This is a genomic window from uncultured Pseudomonas sp. (assembly GCF_913777995.1).
Taxonomy (GTDB): Bacteria; Pseudomonadota; Gammaproteobacteria; order Pseudomonadales; family Pseudomonadaceae; genus Aquipseudomonas.
Window position 1 is genome coordinate 299062 of sequence record NZ_CAJYVE010000010.1, and the last position, 15401, is coordinate 314462.

A 15401-nucleotide genomic window follows, 5' to 3' on the forward strand; every position below is an offset into this window, starting at 1 on the left:
CCCCGCATGTCGCGGGACATGGCCGCCAGCGGAACGTACATGACCCAAGTCGATTTCTACATTCTGCCCAGCCCCGCCAACGAAGCGCGGCTGGACTTCGCCTGCAAGCTGGCCGACAAGGCCTGGCGCCTCGGGCACCGGGTCTACCTGCATTGCAGCGACGCCGCCCAGCGCGACGACCTGGACGAACGGCTGTGGCGCTTCAAGGGCGAAAGCTTCGTGCCGCATGGCGATGCCGAAAGCGATGAGGTTGCCCCCGTGGTACTCGGCCTGGGTGACGACCCTGGCGCCCACCAGGACCTGCTGATCAACCTCGACCTGCGCATCCCGGCGTTCTTCAAGCGCTTCGCGCGGGTGGCTGAACTGGTCATCGAAGACCCGGCGGTGCGCCAGAGCGCCCGCGACAACTTCCGTAGCTATCGTGAACAGGGCTATGCTCCGCAAGACCACCGACTACAGCGCTTTTGAGTGACCGATGGATACTTCGAAAAAAGCCGAATCCGCGCACCTGCTGGATGACCTGGAGTCGATCCGCAAGCTGCTCGAAGAAGAAAACCTGCAGCCGCCGCTGCTGACCGAAACGGTCCACCGCGAGGAGCAGATCCCACTGCTGTTCGACGTGGTCGACAGCCAGCCGCCTTCGCAAGCCGCCAGCGTCGAAGCGCTGCCGCCACCGACACCCGACGCACCGCCCGCCGAGGCCGGCGCGCCACCGAGCGTCGACACCCTGCTGCACCTGGACGCCGACCTGCGCTCTGCCGCGCAGTTGATCATGCAGGACGTGATCAACGACTTCGCCCCGCACATCGAGAACGAGATCAAGCGCCGCCTGGAAGCCAGGCTGGAACGCCTGATCGCCGCCGCTGGCGGCAAGGGCTGAGCCCATTCCGGAAGGGCGAAGTCCCGCTAACCAGCGCCCTTCCCCCCGCCCGCTCGCAGCTTGTGGCCTGCTGATCCCCGGCAAGGGTATACTTGCCGGTTTCCGAATCAAGGCCACAGGTTCCCGCCGCGCATGGACAAGACTTACCAGCCGCACGCCATCGAAACTTCCTGGTACCAGACCTGGGAGTCCGAGAACTATTTCGCTCCGCAGGGCGCGGGTGACTCCTACACCATCATGATCCCGCCGCCGAACGTGACCGGCAGCCTGCACATGGGCCACGGCTTCAACAACGCGATCATGGACGCCCTGATCCGTTTCCGCCGCATGCAAGGCCGCAACACCCTGTGGCAGCCGGGCACCGACCACGCCGGCATCGCCACCCAGATGCTGGTCGAGCGTCGCCTCGAAGGCCAGGGCCTGAACCGTCACGAGCTGGGCCGCGAGAAATTCCTCGACAAGATCTGGGAATGGAAAGCCGAGTCGGGTGGCAACATCAGCCGGCAGATCCGCCGCCTGGGCTCCTCGGTGGACTGGACCCGCGAGCGCTTCACCATGGACGACGGCCTGTCCGAAGCGGTCAAGGAAGCCTTCGTGCGTCTCTATGAAGACGGCCTGATCTACCGGGGCAAGCGTCTGGTCAACTGGGATACCAAGCTGCACACGGCGATCTCCGACCTGGAAGTGGAAAACCACGACGAGAAAGGTCACCTGTGGAACCTGCGCTACCCGCTGGCCGACGGCGCCAGGACCGCTGAAGGCAAGGACCACCTGGTGGTCGCCACCACCCGTCCGGAAACCATGCTCGGCGACGCCGCCGTGGCCGTTCACCCCGAAGACCAGCGCTACAAGGCACTGATCGGCCAGTTCGTGGAACTGCCACTGATCGGCCGCCGCATTCCGATCGTCGCCGACGAATACTGCGACCCCGAGTTCGGCACCGGCTGCGTGAAGATCACCCCGGCCCACGACTTCAACGACTACGAAGTCGGCAAGCGCCACAACCTGCCGCTGATCAACATCTTCGACAAGAACGCCAGCGTTCTGGGCAGCGCTCAGGTGTTCAACCTCGACGGCAGCCTGAACGACAGCGTCGATACCACCCTGCCCGCCGAATACGCCGGCCTGGACCGCTTCGAAGCGCGCAAGCGCATCGTCGCCGCCTTCGAGACCGCCGGCCTGCTGGTCAGCATCGACGACCACGCCCTGAAAGTACCGAAGGGCGACCGCTCCGGCACCGTCATCGAGCCGTGGCTGACCGACCAGTGGTACGTGTCCACCAAGCCTCTGGCAGAGCCGGCCATCGCCGCCGTGGAAGACGGTCGCATCCAGTTCGTGCCCAAGCAGTACGAGAACATGTACTTCTCCTGGATGCGCGATATCCAGGACTGGTGCATCAGCCGCCAGCTGTGGTGGGGCCACCGCATCCCGGCCTGGTACGACCAGTCCGGCAAGGTCTACGTCGGCCGCGATGAAGCCGAAGTGCGTGCCAAGCACGGCCTGGCTGCCGATGTGGTGCTGAGCCAGGACAACGACGTGCTCGACACCTGGTTCAGCTCGGGCCTGTGGACCTTCTCCACCCTGGGCTGGCCGGAGAAGACCGAAGCGCTGAAGACCTTCCACTCCACCGACGTGCTGGTCACCGGCTTCGACATCATCTTCTTCTGGGTCGCGCGGATGATCATGCTCACCATGCACCTGGTGAAGAACGAGGATGGCACGCCGCAAGTGCCGTTCAAGACCGTCTATGTGCATGGCCTGGTGCGCGACGGCCAGGGCCAGAAGATGTCCAAATCCAAGGGCAACGTTCTTGACCCGCTGGATATCGTCGACGGCATCACCCTCGACGCCCTGCTGGAAAAGCGCACCAACGGCCTGATGCAACCCAAGCTGGCCGACAAGATCGCCAAGCAGACCAAGGCCGAATTCCCGGAAGGCATCGCCAGCTACGGCACCGATGCCCTGCGCTTCACTTTCTGCTCGCTGGCCTCCACAGGTCGCGACATCAAGTTCGACATGGGCCGTGTCGAGGGCTACCGCAACTTCTGCAACAAGATCTGGAACGCCGCTCGCTACGTGCTGGACAAGGGCGAAGATTGCGGCCAGAACGGCGAAGCCTATGAGCTGTCGCTGCCGGACCGCTGGATCATCTCGCAGCTGCAGCGCACCGAGGCCGAGGTCACTCGCCAGCTCGACCAGTTCCGCTTCGACCTGGCTGCCCAGGCGCTGTACGAGTTCATCTGGAACCAGTACTGCGACTGGTACCTGGAACTGTCCAAGCCGGTGCTGTGGGACGAAAACGCGCCCATCGAGCGCCAGCGCGGCACCCGCCGTACCCTGGTGCGCGTGCTGGAAGTGGCACTGCGCCTGGCACATCCGTTCATGCCGTTCATCACCGAGGAAATCTGGCAGCGCCTGGCACCGCTGGCCGGCATCCAGGGCAAGACCATCATGCTGCAGCCGTGGCCGGTGGCCAACGAAACGCGCATCGACGAAGCCGCCGAAGGCGATATCGAATGGCTCAAGGGCCTGATGCTCGCGGTGCGCAACATCCGTGGCGAGATGAACATCGGCCCGGGCAAGCCGCTGCAACTGTTCCTCGGCAACACCACCGCCGAAGACGTGCGCCGCCTGCACGACAACGAGCACCTGCTCAAGAAGCTGGCCAAGCTGGAGTCCATCACCGTTCTGCAGCCGGGCGCCGAAGCACCGCTGTCGGCCACTGGCCTGGTAGGTGAAATGCAGGTACTGGTGCCGATGGCCGGCCTGATCGACAAGGGCGCAGAGCTGGCGCGCCTGGATAAGGAAATCCAGCGCCTGCAAGGTGAAGTGCAGCGGGTGGGCGGCAAGCTGTCCAACGCGGCCTTCGTCGACAAGGCCCCGGCGGACGTCATCGCCAAGGAACGCGCCAAACTGGCCGAGGCCGAACAGGCGCTGGGCAAACTGGCCGAGCAGCACGCCCGCATCAGCAGCCTCTGAAGCCGCCTGACGCAAACAGCCAGCCCCTTCGCGGGCTGGCTTTTTTATTGCCGCGACCCCACCCTGTCGCCGTAGGCGCAAGCCTGCTTGCGAACCGCAGGACCTGCACATGACCGACACAGCAAAACCACCGCGCAAAAAAGCCAAGCCCGGCAAACCGGCTGCTGCGGCCGCCAAGGCCACCCTGCACCCACGCAACCGACACCAGGGTCGTTACGACTTCCCGGCGCTGATCAAGAGCAGCCCGGAGCTGGCCGAATTCGTCATCCTCAACCCCTATGGCAAGCAAAGCATCGACTTCGCCAACCCACAGGCGGTGAGGACCTTCAACCGCGCCCTGCTCAAGGCCCAATACCGCATCGCGCACTGGGATATCCCGGCCGACTACCTGTGCCCGCCGATTCCTGGCCGCGCCGACTACCTGCATTTTCTCGCCGACCTGCTGGCACGCGGCAATGCCGGAGCCATTCCGCGCGGAGCGGCGGTCAAGGTGCTGGACGTGGGCACCGGCGCCAACTGCATCTACCCGCTGCTGGGGCATGCCGACTATGGCTGGCAGTTCGTCGGTTCGGAGATCGACGCCACGGCGATTGCCGCAGCGCGCACCATCGTCAAGGCCAACCGCCTGGACAAGGCCATCGAGATCCGCCAGCAAGCAGACCGCCAGAAGATCCTCAGCGGCCTTGTAGCGCCCCAGGAGCGCTTCGACCTGACACTGTGCAACCCACCCTTCCATGCCTCCCTGGAAGAGGCCACACGGGGCAGCCAGCGCAAATGGAAGAACCTTGGCAAGCTCGACCCGCGTCGCAAGCTGCCGGTACTGAACTTCGGCGGCCAGGCCCAGGAGCTGTGGTGCGAGGGCGGCGAGATTGCCTTCGTGCTGCGGCTGATCGAGGAGAGCGCGCAGATCCCCGAACAGGTGCTGTGGTTCAGCACCCTGGTGTCCAAGGCCGCCAACCTGCCCGAGATCCGCCAACGCCTGAACAGGATCGGTGCCTTCGACGTGCAGGTGGTGGAAATGGGGCAGGGTCAGAAGCAAAGCCGCTTCGTCGCCTGGACCTTCCAGGACCACACCGAACAGCAAGCCTGGCGCGCCGCGCATTGGCGTTGAGGCCGCTGGCCACCCGCTGCCGCCTTGACCCAGCAGGACCGACTTCAGCCGCAATACTGGTCAGTTAGGCCGGGTAAGCGGCTTCAGCCGCGAAGCGACCGCCTGCTCACAACAGATGCAGTGAATTTCCTGGCGCTTTCGCGAGCAAGCTCGCTCCCACCAAGCCGTAAAGCGCTTAACCGAACAGTATTGGCTTTAGCCGCCATACAGGTCAGTTAGACCGGGTAGGAGCGGCTTCAGCCGCGAAGCGACCGCCTGCTCACAACAGATGCAGTGAATTTCCTGGCGCTTTCGCGGCTAAAGCCGCTCCCACCGGGCCACATGCCGCTTAAGCGAACAGTAATGGCTTCAGCCGGGAAGCCTTTCGTGGCGCAAGCCGCTCCTGGCAAAAACACCCACCCATAAAAAAAGCCGCGCCTGGTGGTCCAGAGCGCGGCTTTTCGCAGCAAGCGGATGCTTACTTGTTGATCGCGTCGTTCAGCACTTTGGCTGGTACGAACTTGACCACTTTCTTGGCAGCGATTTCGATGGCGGCGCCAGTCGACGGGTTACGGCCGGTACGAGCCGGGCGCTCGCTGACTTTCAGCTTGCCAATGCCTGGCAGAGTGATTTCAGCACCGTTTTCCAGCTGATCAGCAACGATCTGGCCCAACTGCTCGAGAGCGTTACGCGCGGTAGTCTTTGGCGCGTCGATAGCGTCTGCGATATCGGCGATCAACTGGTCTTTGGTAAGAGCCATGTGGTGTTCCTTCCCTATAAAATTCATATGGATTGCAGAGTGCAACGTCGGCCATTGGCAGCCACGATCAATCGCGAAATGTAGATACTGAAACCATGAATTGGTTCGGCCAGCACGTGCACAAACTGCATGCCTGGCGAGCTGGAGTGCGCAGGACGGCGCAAAACTAGCACAGAGCCGGGCAAATATCCGCCTCCGCCGAGCCTTTTGGTCAGGTTTTGCGGGCTTTGCGGCGAAAAAAACCGTAAAAAATTCTTTACCGCTCGAAAAATCACCAGGTCACCTCATTTATCCCGGCCCTGCGGTACACTTGCCGACTGCATTGCTTTTCACCCTTTTCAGCCGAGACCTCCATGCCGATCCGTCATTGCATCGTCCATTTGATCGACAAGAAACCCGACGGCACCCCTGCTGTGCTGCACGCCCGTGACAGCGAACTGGCCGAGTCCGTGGCCATCGAAAACCTGCTGGCGGACCTGAACGAAAGCTACAACGCCAAGCAAGGCAAAGCCTGGGGCCTGTTCCACGGTGAATCCGGTGCCTACCCCTTCAGCGGCTGGCTGAAGGAGTATCTGGATGGCGGCAAGGACTTCACGGCGTTCTCGCGCATCGCGGTCGAGCACCTGCAGAAGCTGATGGAAGAATCCAACCTGTCCACCGGCGGCCATGTGCTGTTCGCCCATTACCAGCAGGGCATGACCGAATACCTGGCCATCGCCCTGCTGCACCACAGCGAAGGCGTGGCGGTCAACGATTCGCTGGATGTGACCCCTTCGCGGCACCTGGACCTCAGCCAGCTGCACCTGGCCGCGCGCATCAACCTCTCCGAGTGGCAGAACAACAAGCAGTCCAAGCAGTACATCTCGTTCATCAAGGGCAAGAACGGCAAGAAAGTCTCGGAGTACTTCCGCGACTTCATCGGCTGCCAGGAAGGCGTCGACGGCCCTGGCGAGACCCGTACCCTGCTCAAGGCCTTCAGCGACTACGTCGAGAGCGAAGACCTGCCCGAAGAGGCCACCCGTGAAAAGACCAAGGCCCTGGTCGACTACGCCAGCAGCCAGAGCAAGCTGGGCGAGCCCATCGGCCTGGAAGAACTCTCCGAGCTGATCGACGAAGAACGCCCCAAGGCCTTCTACGATCACATCCGCAACAAGGATTACGGGCTGTCGCCGGAGATTCCGGCCGACAAACGCACCCTCAACCAGTTCCGCCGCTTCACCGGTCGCGCCGAAGGCCTGTCGATCAGCTTCGAGGCGCACCTGCTGGGTGAGCGCATCGAGTATGACGAGGAGGCCGGCACCCTGATCATCCGTGGCCTGCCCACCCAGCTTACCGACCAGTTGAAGCGCCGCTGAACGCATGCTGCAGCGAACCCTGAAAAAGGTCGCCCTGATCCTGCTGGTGGTGGTGACCTATCAGAACTGGGGACGCATCGAGCACCTCATCGACCCGCCCGATGAGGCCGATGCGCAGCGCTACAGCCAGGCCCGGGTGGTGATGTATTCCACGTCCTGGTGCGGCTACTGCAAGCAGACCCGGCGCTGGCTCGACAGCAAGGGCATCGCCTACCGCGACTACGACATCGAAACCTCCCAGGAAGGCCGTCAGGCCTACGAAGCCCTGGGAGGGCGCGGCATTCCGCTACTCGACGTCAATGGCAGGCTGCTGCGCGATTTCAGCCCGGAGCAGGTCGAGAACGCGCTGCGCTGAAGGGCCAGGAGCAGGCTCGGGCCAGCCTACCCGCCCGGCGTCGGCTCAGCCGCGCTTTTCGATACGGAAGCCCAGGCGCGGGAAATGCACGTGCACGGTGCCGGCCTGCGGGTCTTCGCGGCGCAGAATCAATTCTTCGGTGCCGGCGAAGACCAGCTCCCCTTCCACGGCATCGACACCATAGTCGATCGCGCCAATCGCCACCCGGTCGCCCACGGCGAAGCCGTTAGGGTCAGTGAAGGTTTCCACAGGCACAGCCACTGGGGTGGTATTACGAGCCACCTCGATAGCCTCGGCACTGCTCATCGGCGTCAAGGCCCCGTGGCCGAAGCCTTCGACCCGCTTCAGCCAGGCGGCCACGTTCGGGTAGTCATCCACGGCCGGCGCGGTATGCGGCGTCTGACGCAGGAACCACAGCGAATGGGCGGCAGCAAAGTCGGCGACGGACGGCTCGCCAAACAGAAAATCGCCATTACGCTGCAACTGCTGGTCCAGGCGCGACATGAACACCGGCCATTGGTGCTTGGCCTGCTCCAGCGGCAGGCGTGTAGCGGTGCCGCCACTGAACAGCCCGGCGCGATCGACCTTGAAGGCCTCGACCGCTTCGGGCGGCAGTTTGGCGAAACGCGCGGCCAGCACTTCGGGCTGGAAGATATGGCTCACCGCATGCTGGAACAACGTGGCATCGGCCCAGGCTGCCAAGCCCGCAACAGCGAATTCCTGACCCTGTGGAAACAGCGCCGGAATGGCCTTCTCCTGCTCCAGACGGCGGGCGATCAACGCGGTGTCGCAATAGATATCCCCGCCCACCTGCAAGACGGGTGTCTTGCGGTAGCCACCGGTCAGGGCCATCAGGTCGGGCTTGGGCATTACCGGCGGGATGAACACCGAACGCCACGACAGGCCCTTGTAACCGAGCATCAGGCGGGCTTTTTCAGCAAAGGGCGAAGCGGGGTAATGGTGCAGAATCAGTTCGGACATCGGTCACCTCTTGAAGAATGGGCAAACTCACAGAGTAGCCGCCCGCCCTTGACTCAGGCGGGTAGCGCGACGCTCGCCTGCCAGTCGGAACGGGCCAGGGCTTCCTTGGCACTCTTGCGCAGCTTCTTGATCATCCGCTCGTGGCGCAGCGCCTCGCCCTTGCTGGGCCAGGACTCCACGTAGGCCAGGGCCACCGCCGGGCTGGCGCGGAAGAATCGCGCGCCCTTGCCGCTCTGGTGCGCGGCGAAACGCCGCTGCGGATCATCGCTGATACCGCAATACAACGAACCGTTGGCCGCCCGCACCAGATACACGAACCAGGGCTTGCCATCGGCCGTGGCCAGGCTTTCAGGCATTGCGTTGCCCGGAGAAGGCCTTCAGACCCTTTTGCGCCTGGGCACGGATGGCGTTCTGCACCAGTGGCGTCCAGCCCAGCAGCAGCCCCTTGGTACCCAAGGCCTGGCGCGACCAGCGCCACAGGTCGAAGTGATCGTGGTGCTCGACGATCTTGCCGTCACGCAACACGAAACGCGCCTGGATGTCGTTGACCACGGTGTTGCCGGTCTGGCTGAACAGGTAGGTCGCCACCCAGTGCGCCGAACCCGTATGCGCGTCGGCCTGCACCTGGTCGAAACGCACGGAGAATTCCTTGGCCCGAGACGTGAGCATGCGCCACATGTCCTTGGCCTGTGCGCCGCGCAATTCACCGAATACCGGGTCGCTGAACAGCACGTCGTCGCTGTAGCAGGCGCACATGGCTTCGGCATCCAGGCGCGCGAAGGCCTGGTAGAAAGCGGTGATGAGGTCGGCGTTGGCCTGGCTTTGCGGATCGTCGCTCATGGAATGACTCGCGGGAATGGGATCCGAGCACGATAAGCAGTAGGCCAGCATTTGTCATGGGGCATATCAGACCTTTTCACAGCTGACCTGTACCTGGCGCGCCCTGCCCGCGCCCAGCGCGGCGATCATCGAACCACAGCCCAGAAAGGCGAAGATCCAGCCGATGGCCTGCCAACTGCCGGTCAGGTCATGCACCACCCCCACGGCGAAAGGCCCCATGGACGCCAACGTGTAGCCCACACCCTGAGCCATGCTCGACAGGTTGGCGGCGACTTGCGAATTGCCCGCGCGCAGCACGATCAGCGCCAAGGCCAGGCTGAATGCCGCGCCCTGCCCCAGGCCCAGCAGAATGGCCCAGCCCCACAGCCCCTGCAGCGGCGCATACAGGCAGCCGAACAGGCCCGCCAGGGTCAGCAGCATGGCCAGGATGATCGCCAGCCGCTGGTCCTTGCCTCGGGTGGCCAGCCAAGGTGCGCTCAACGCACTGACCAGTTGCACGAGGATCGAACCGGACAGCAACAGGCCGGCTTGCGCCGGGGCCAGTCCGCGATCGATGAGTACCGAGGGCAGCCAGCCGAACACGATATAGGCCAGCGATGACTGCAGCCCCATGTACAGAGTGACCTGCCAGGCCAGGCGGTCACGCCACAAACCGATGACCCGGTAGCGATCCTGCTGCAGGGCATGGGCGCTGCGCGCCTGCGGCCACCAGACCACTGCAGCCAGTACAGCCGGGACGACCCAGAAGCCCAGGCCGACCGTCCACAGGTCGCCGAACGCCTGGCTCAACGGCACGCTGCTGGCCGCCGCCGTGGCCGCGCCCAGGCACAAAGCCATGGTGTAGACACCGGTCATGGTGCCGGCCTGGTGGGGGAAATCGCGCTTGACGATGCCCGGCAACAGCACGCCGATGATGCCGATGCAGGCGCCTGCCACCAGGCTGCCAGCGAACAGCCCGAACGCCCCCAGGTTACTGCGCAGCAGCACGCCGCTGGCCAACAACAACAGCACCCAGAGCACCACCCGCTCGCTGCCGAAACGTCTCGCCAACAACGGCGCCAGCGGTGCGAACAGCCCCAGGCACAGCACGGGCAGCGTGGTCAGCAAGCCCGCCTCGGCGGCCGACAGGCCCAGGGCGGCGGAAACATCGTTGAGCAGCGGCGCGATGCTCGACAACGCCGGCCGCAAGTTGAGCGCCACCAGCACCAGGCCCAGCAGCAACAACCCGCTGCGCCGCGCGCTGACGCCGGGTTTGGCCGGGTCGGATCTCTGGCTTGCGTCCGAGCTGGACGGGTGATCGGGCTGGCGGGGAAGCTGGGCAGTCATTGAATCCTCAGGAACAGTCAGGCCCCTCGGGCAGTAAGGGGGGCAGCTATCCTGTTGGAGAAGGCGGCGGCTGACAAGGTTCAGCGCAATTGCCTGGCCCCGGCGTGCATCCGAGGCCCCTGCGCCAGGCATAAAAAAACCGGGCGCCAGGCCCGGTTCTTCTACGCTGCAGGTTCGGCCGATCAGTGGATGATCTGGCTGAGGAACAGCCTGGTGCGGTCGCTCTGCGGGTTGTCGAAGAAGTCGTCAGGCGCGGCCTGTTCGACGATTTCGCCACGGTCCATGAAGATCACGCGGTTGGCCACGGTGCGGGCGAAGCCCATCTCGTGAGTCACGCAGAGCATGGTCATGCCTTCTTCGGCCAGGCTGACCATGGTGTCCAGTACTTCCTTGACCATTTCCGGATCGAGAGCCGAGGTCGGCTCGTCGAACAGCATGATCTTGGGCTTCATGCACAGGGCGCGGGCGATCGCCACACGCTGCTGCTGGCCACCGGACAGCTGGCCTGGATACTTGTTGGCCTGCTCCGGAATACGCACGCGCTGCAGGTAGTGCATGGCGATCTCTTCGGCCTGCTTCTTCGGCATCTTGCGCACCCACATCGGAGCCAGGGTGCAGTTCTGCAGAATGGTCAGGTGCGGGAACAGGTTGAAGTGCTGGAACACCATGCCCACCTCGCGGCGGATGGTCTCGATCTGCCGCAGGTCGGAGGTCAGCTCCGTCCCGTCGACGATGATCCGACCCTGCTGGTGCTCTTCCAGGCGGTTGATGCAGCGAATGGTGGTCGACTTGCCCGAGCCGGACGGCCCGCACAACACGATACGCTCGCCCTGACGGACGTTCAGGTTGATGTCCTTGAGCACATGGAACTGGCCGTACCACTTGTGGACACCTTCCAGGCGAATCATGCCTTCAGGGCCCAGAGGCTTTTTGACTGCTTCACTCATCACGAAACTCCTAACGCTTGTGGCCAGTGTCCAGCTTGCGCTCCAGATGCATGGAGTAGCGGGACATACCGAAACAGAAAATCCAGAACACCAGGGCCGCGAAGACATAGCCTTCGGTGGCCATGCCCAGCCAGGTCGGGTCGGCCGCAGCCTGCTTGACGCTGTTGAGCAGGTCGAACAGGCCGATGATGATCACCAGGCTGGTGTCCTTGAACAGGGCGATGAAGGTGTTGACGATGCCGGGAATGACCAGCTTCAGGGCTTGCGGCAGGATCACCAGGCCCATGGCACGCCAGTAGCCCAGGCCCATGGCCGCAGCGGCCTCGTACTGGCCCTTGGGAATGGCCTGCATGCCACCGCGCACCACCTCGGCGATGTACGCCGACTGGAACAGGATCACGCCGATCAGCGCCCGCAGCAGCTTGTCGAAGTTCATGCCCTCAGGCAGGAACAGCGGCAGCATCACCGAAGACATGAACAGTACGGTGATCAGCGGCACGCCACGCCAGAACTCGATGAAGGTCACGCAGACCACCTTCACCGCCGGCATGTTCGAACGCCGCCCCAGCGCCAGCAGAATACCCAACGGCAAGGCACCGACGATGCCCACGGTGGCGATCACCAGGGTCAGCATCAGGCCGCCCCACTGGCTGGTCGCCACGGGGGTCAGGCCGAAGGCGCCGCCACGCAGCAGGTAGAAGGCGATGATCGGATAAGCCACCAGGAACACCAGGCCGTAGGCCAGCTTGCGCGGCATGGCCTTGATGAACAGCGGGGCGACGCCGACGATGGCCAGGATCACGGTCAGGTCGACGCGCCAGCGTTGTTCGCTGGGGAAGTAGCCGTACATGAACTGGCCGAAACGCTGCTCGATGAACACCCAGCAGGCGCCAGCCTTGGTGCAGTCGGCGCGGGTGGTGCCGCTCCAGTTCGCATCCAGGATGGCCCAGCTGATCAGTGGCGGTACGATCAGCCACACCAGATACAGCGAGAACAGCGTCAGCAGGGTGTTGAACCAGCTCGAGAACAGGTTCGAGCGCATCCAGCCGACCACGCCGACGGTGGTCTTGGGCGGCGCCAGGTTGGGTTTGAAGATATGTGTGCTCATGCGCGTTTCCTCACCGCTCGATCAGCGCAATGCGCTTGTTGTACCAGTTCATCAGCAGGGAGATGCTGATGCTGATTGCCAGGTACACGCTCATGGTGATGGCAATGACCTCGATGGCCTGACCGGTCTGGTTGAGTACGGTACCGGCGAACAGCGAGACCATCTCGGGGTAGCCGATACCGGCCGCCAGCGAAGAGTTCTTCACCAGGTTCAGGTACTGGCTGGTCAGCGGCGGAATGATCACCCGCAGGGCCTGGGGAATGATCACCTTGCGCAGCGTCGGGCCGGGGCGCAGGCCCAGCGAACGGGCCGCTTCGGTCTGGCCATGGCTGACCGACTTGATACCCGAGCGTACGATCTCGGCGATGAACGCCGCGGTGTAGACGGTCAGGGCCAGGGTCAGGGCCAGCAGCTCGGGAATCAGCACCCAGCCGCCAACGAAGTTGAAGCCACGCAGCTCGGGCATTTCCCAGTGCACGGGAACGCCGAACAGCGCCATGCTCAGGCCGGGAACCACGATCAGGATGGCCAGGCTGGCCCAGAACTTGTGGAAAGGTTCGCCGGTGAGTTCGAAGCGTTTGTTGGCCCAGCGGTTCATGAACACAGTGGCGACGATGGCCACCAGTACGCTGACCAGGAAGGGGGTCAGGCCTTCGGCGGCCAGCGCCTTGGGCATGTTCAGGCCGCGGCTGCTGACGTAGAACATGTCGAAGTAGCCATGCGCAGCGCGCGGACCCGGCAGGGTCAGGAACACCGCGAAGTACCAGAACAGGATCTGCAGCAACGGCGGAATGTTACGGAAGACTTCGACATAGACAGTCGCCAGCTTGTTGACCATCCAGTTGGACGACAGACGTGCGATACCGATGATGAAGCCCAGCAGAGTCGCCAGGACGATGCCGATGAAAGACACCAGCAAGGTATTGAGCAGGCCGATCAGGAAGACCCGGGCGTAGCTGTCCGCCTCGGTGTAGTCGATCAGGTGCTGGGCAATACCGAAGCCTGCGCTGCGATCCAGGAAACCGAAGCCGGAAGTGATTCCGCGGTGCTCCAGGTTGTTCTGAGTGTTATCGAACAGGAACCAGCCCAGGGAGACCACCGCCACGACGGTGATGATCTGGAATAGCCAGGCGCGCACTTTGGGGTCGCTCAGGGTGAGCCTTTGCTTGGGTGCGTCGATGTTGTTTTGCATGAAATGCCCCGGAAGAGATGGAACAGTACAGAACGCCCGGCGGCCTGTTCAGGCGGCCGGGCGCAGGGTCATATCAGCGGATTGGTGGAGCGTACTGGATGCCACCCTTGTTCCACAGGGCGTTCAGGCCACGCTTGATCTTCAGAGGGGTGTTCTCGCCCAGGTTGCGCTCGAACACTTCACCGTAGTTACCGACCTGCTTGACGATCTTGACGACCCAGTCCTTCGGCAGCTTCAGGTCCTTGCCGTACTCACCGTCGGCACCCAGCATACGGGCGACGTCAGGGTTCTTGGTGCTCTTGGCTTCGGCTTCGACGTTCTTCGAAGTGATGCCGGCTTCTTCGGCGTTGAGCATGGCGAACAGGGTCCACTTGACGATGGAGAACCACTCTTCGTCGCCTTTACGCACGACCGGGCCCAGAGGCTCCTTGGAGATCACTTCCGGCAGAACGATGTAGGAGTCAGGGCTGGCCAGCTTGCTGCGCTGTGCGTACAGCTGCGACTGGTCGGAGGTCAGTACGTCGCAACGGCCGCTTTCCAGCGACTTGGCGCTTTCATCGGAGGTGTCGAAGGTGATGGGGGTGTACTTCAGGCCGTTGGCGCGGAAGTAGTCGGAGACGTTCAGCTCGGTGGTGGTACCGGCCTGGATGCAGATGGTGGCGCCGTCCAGTTCCTTGGCGCTCTTCACGCCCAGCTTGTTGTTCACCAGGAAGCCGATGCCGTCGTAGTAGGTCACGCCAGCGAAGACCAGGCCCATGCCCGAGTCACGCGAGCTGGTCCAGGTGGTGTTGCGCGACAGCACGTCGATCTCGCCGGACTGCAGGGCGGTGAAGCGCTCCTTGGCGTTCAGCTGGCTGAACTTGACCTTGGTGGCGTCGCCGAATACGGCAGCGGCCACGGCGCGGCAGACGTCCGCGTCGATACCGGTGATGGTGCCCTTGGCATCCGGAACGGAGAAACCTGGCAGACCGTCACTGACGCCGCACTGTACGAAGCCCTTCTTCTGTACGGCATCCAGGGTCGCGCCGGCATTGGCCACACCAGTTACGCCCAGTGCGGCTACAGCGGTCACTACAGCCAGGGTGGATTTCAACATCTTCATTCATAACCTCCGGTTTGCTCTTTGTTGTTTGGAGCCTCAGTCACGTCGCACCCTTGTGAGGCATCAATGACCCGTGCTGGCTTTTTTTTGGGTCATGCGACGTTGGGTCTGTCCATGAGGGGCTCAGGATATCCCTGGCACCCGCCTGTAACCGTTACCCTCAGTCCCGCGGACCGAAGCTCCCTGATTGTTCCGCAGCCTGAGTTGCGGACTGAATCGTACGGGTATCCTGTAGCTGGGATTCCCGCTTTGCCTTCGACGTCGGTGATAATGGCGCAATAGTGTTACCGGTCGATGTGAGCGCTCTGACTCCGCGTCTTGCATAGCAAACCGCGTACCATACTGGGAGCTGATTCGATAAACCGGCAGGTCAAGTTCAAAACTTGTACCCTTGCGACATCTTCGTTCAGATTTGCTAGCAACTGCGCTGACCACGCACCCATTGAATGCACGCTCGGAAACGCTGCGCACATATATGGAGCACAC

The 15401-nt window shown here is 63.1% G+C and carries 14 protein-coding genes and 1 pseudogene; 6 read left to right on the forward strand and 9 right to left on the reverse strand.

Annotated features, from left to right (window positions below):
• The first annotated feature begins 39 nt into the window (after positions 1-39).
• From QZ497_RS04135 to rlmF, 4 genes are all read left to right on the forward strand, one after another.
• Positions 40-468: a DNA polymerase III subunit chi gene (locus tag QZ497_RS04135; protein WP_295471307.1), complete on the forward strand. Its 429-nt coding sequence runs from the start codon at positions 40-42 to the stop codon at positions 466-468.
• Between the two features lie 7 nt (positions 469-475).
• A complete protein-coding gene (locus QZ497_RS04140; RefSeq protein ID WP_295471308.1) occupies positions 476-880 on the forward strand; it encodes a DNA polymerase III subunit chi in 405 nt (134 codons plus the stop codon).
• Positions 881-1012: 132 nt separating this feature from the next.
• Positions 1013-3859, forward strand: coding sequence for a valine--tRNA ligase (locus QZ497_RS04145; protein ID WP_295471310.1), 2847 nt, complete (start codon positions 1013-1015; stop codon positions 3857-3859).
• 109 nt (positions 3860-3968) lie between these two features.
• Positions 3969-4970, forward strand: coding sequence for a 23S rRNA (adenine(1618)-N(6))-methyltransferase RlmF (gene rlmF / locus QZ497_RS04150; RefSeq protein ID WP_295471312.1), 1002 nt, complete (start codon positions 3969-3971; stop codon positions 4968-4970).
• A 457-nt stretch (positions 4971-5427) separates the two neighbouring features.
• On the opposite strand, the gene QZ497_RS04155 is transcribed toward rlmF, so the two are convergent.
• Positions 5428-5709 carry an HU family DNA-binding protein gene (locus QZ497_RS04155; protein ID WP_295471314.1) on the reverse strand — a complete coding sequence of 94 codons (282 nt, stop codon included), beginning with the start codon at positions 5707-5709 and terminating at the stop codon, positions 5428-5430.
• 353 nt (positions 5710-6062) lie between these two features.
• Between QZ497_RS04155 and yejK the strand changes: the two genes are divergently transcribed.
• Positions 6063-7064 carry a nucleoid-associated protein YejK gene (gene yejK, locus QZ497_RS04160; RefSeq protein WP_295471316.1) on the forward strand — a complete coding sequence of 334 codons (1002 nt, stop codon included), beginning with the start codon at positions 6063-6065 and terminating at the stop codon, positions 7062-7064.
• Positions 7065-7068: 4 nt separating this feature from the next.
• Positions 7069-7419, forward strand: a complete 351-nt coding sequence (locus QZ497_RS04165; RefSeq protein ID WP_295471318.1) for a glutaredoxin family protein — start codon at positions 7069-7071, stop codon at positions 7417-7419.
• A 45-nt stretch (positions 7420-7464) separates the two neighbouring features.
• On the opposite strand, the gene QZ497_RS04170 is transcribed toward QZ497_RS04165, so the two are convergent.
• The 8 genes and pseudogenes from QZ497_RS04170 to QZ497_RS04205 all read right to left on the reverse strand — a co-directional run bounded on the left by QZ497_RS04170 (position 7465) and on the right by QZ497_RS04205 (position 14915).
• Positions 7465-8400, reverse strand: coding sequence for a glutathione S-transferase family protein (locus QZ497_RS04170; RefSeq protein WP_295471320.1), 936 nt, complete (start codon positions 8398-8400; stop codon positions 7465-7467).
• 53 nt (positions 8401-8453) lie between these two features.
• A complete protein-coding gene (locus QZ497_RS04175) occupies positions 8454-8756 on the reverse strand; it encodes a GIY-YIG nuclease family protein (protein ID WP_295471322.1) in 303 nt (100 codons plus the stop codon).
• On the reverse strand, positions 8749-9240 hold the full coding sequence (locus QZ497_RS04180) for a nuclear transport factor 2 family protein (RefSeq protein WP_295471324.1): 492 nt from the start codon (positions 9238-9240) through the stop codon (positions 8749-8751). Before QZ497_RS04180 ends, QZ497_RS04175 begins: the two co-directional genes overlap by 8 nt.
• 66 nt (positions 9241-9306) lie before the next feature.
• Positions 9307-10464 (reverse strand): annotated as a pseudogene (locus tag QZ497_RS04185) (CynX/NimT family MFS transporter); the annotation flags it as partial.
• 284 nt (positions 10465-10748) lie between these two features.
• A complete protein-coding gene (locus QZ497_RS04190) occupies positions 10749-11513 on the reverse strand; it encodes an amino acid ABC transporter ATP-binding protein (protein ID WP_295471327.1) in 765 nt (254 codons plus the stop codon).
• Positions 11514-11523: 10 nt separating this feature from the next.
• Positions 11524-12621: an amino acid ABC transporter permease gene (locus QZ497_RS04195; protein ID WP_295471329.1), complete on the reverse strand. Its 1098-nt coding sequence runs from the start codon at positions 12619-12621 to the stop codon at positions 11524-11526.
• A gap of 10 nt (positions 12622-12631) precedes the next feature.
• On the reverse strand, positions 12632-13813 hold the full coding sequence (locus QZ497_RS04200) for an amino acid ABC transporter permease (protein WP_295471331.1): 1182 nt from the start codon (positions 13811-13813) through the stop codon (positions 12632-12634).
• A gap of 73 nt (positions 13814-13886) precedes the next feature.
• Positions 13887-14915, reverse strand: coding sequence for an amino acid ABC transporter substrate-binding protein (locus QZ497_RS04205; protein ID WP_295471333.1), 1029 nt, complete (start codon positions 14913-14915; stop codon positions 13887-13889).
• Positions 14916-15401: the final 486 nt, after the last annotated feature.

Bases quoted from the DNA above. Each gene is read 5' to 3' on its own strand.
- QZ497_RS04135 (WP_295471307.1), top strand. From the start codon at position 40: ATGACCCAAGTCGATTTCTACATTCTGCCCAGCCCCGCCAACGAAGCG.
- QZ497_RS04140 (WP_295471308.1), top strand. From the start codon at position 476: ATGGATACTTCGAAAAAAGCCGAATCCGCGCACCTGCTGGATGACCTG.
- QZ497_RS04145 (WP_295471310.1), top strand. From the start codon at position 1,013: ATGGACAAGACTTACCAGCCGCACGCCATCGAAACTTCCTGGTACCAG.
- rlmF (WP_295471312.1), top strand. From the start codon at position 3,969: ATGACCGACACAGCAAAACCACCGCGCAAAAAAGCCAAGCCCGGCAAA.
- QZ497_RS04155 (WP_295471314.1), bottom strand. From the start codon at position 5,709: ATGGCTCTTACCAAAGACCAGTTGATCGCCGATATCGCAGACGCTATC.
- yejK (WP_295471316.1), top strand. From the start codon at position 6,063: ATGCCGATCCGTCATTGCATCGTCCATTTGATCGACAAGAAACCCGAC.
- QZ497_RS04165 (WP_295471318.1), top strand. From the start codon at position 7,069: ATGCTGCAGCGAACCCTGAAAAAGGTCGCCCTGATCCTGCTGGTGGTG.
- QZ497_RS04170 (WP_295471320.1), bottom strand. From the start codon at position 8,400: ATGTCCGAACTGATTCTGCACCATTACCCCGCTTCGCCCTTTGCTGAA.
- QZ497_RS04175 (WP_295471322.1), bottom strand. From the start codon at position 8,756: ATGCCTGAAAGCCTGGCCACGGCCGATGGCAAGCCCTGGTTCGTGTAT.
- QZ497_RS04180 (WP_295471324.1), bottom strand. From the start codon at position 9,240: ATGAGCGACGATCCGCAAAGCCAGGCCAACGCCGACCTCATCACCGCT.
- QZ497_RS04190 (WP_295471327.1), bottom strand. From the start codon at position 11,513: ATGAGTGAAGCAGTCAAAAAGCCTCTGGGCCCTGAAGGCATGATTCGC.
- QZ497_RS04195 (WP_295471329.1), bottom strand. From the start codon at position 12,621: ATGAGCACACATATCTTCAAACCCAACCTGGCGCCGCCCAAGACCACC.
- QZ497_RS04200 (WP_295471331.1), bottom strand. From the start codon at position 13,813: ATGCAAAACAACATCGACGCACCCAAGCAAAGGCTCACCCTGAGCGAC.
- QZ497_RS04205 (WP_295471333.1), bottom strand. From the start codon at position 14,915: ATGAAGATGTTGAAATCCACCCTGGCTGTAGTGACCGCTGTAGCCGCA.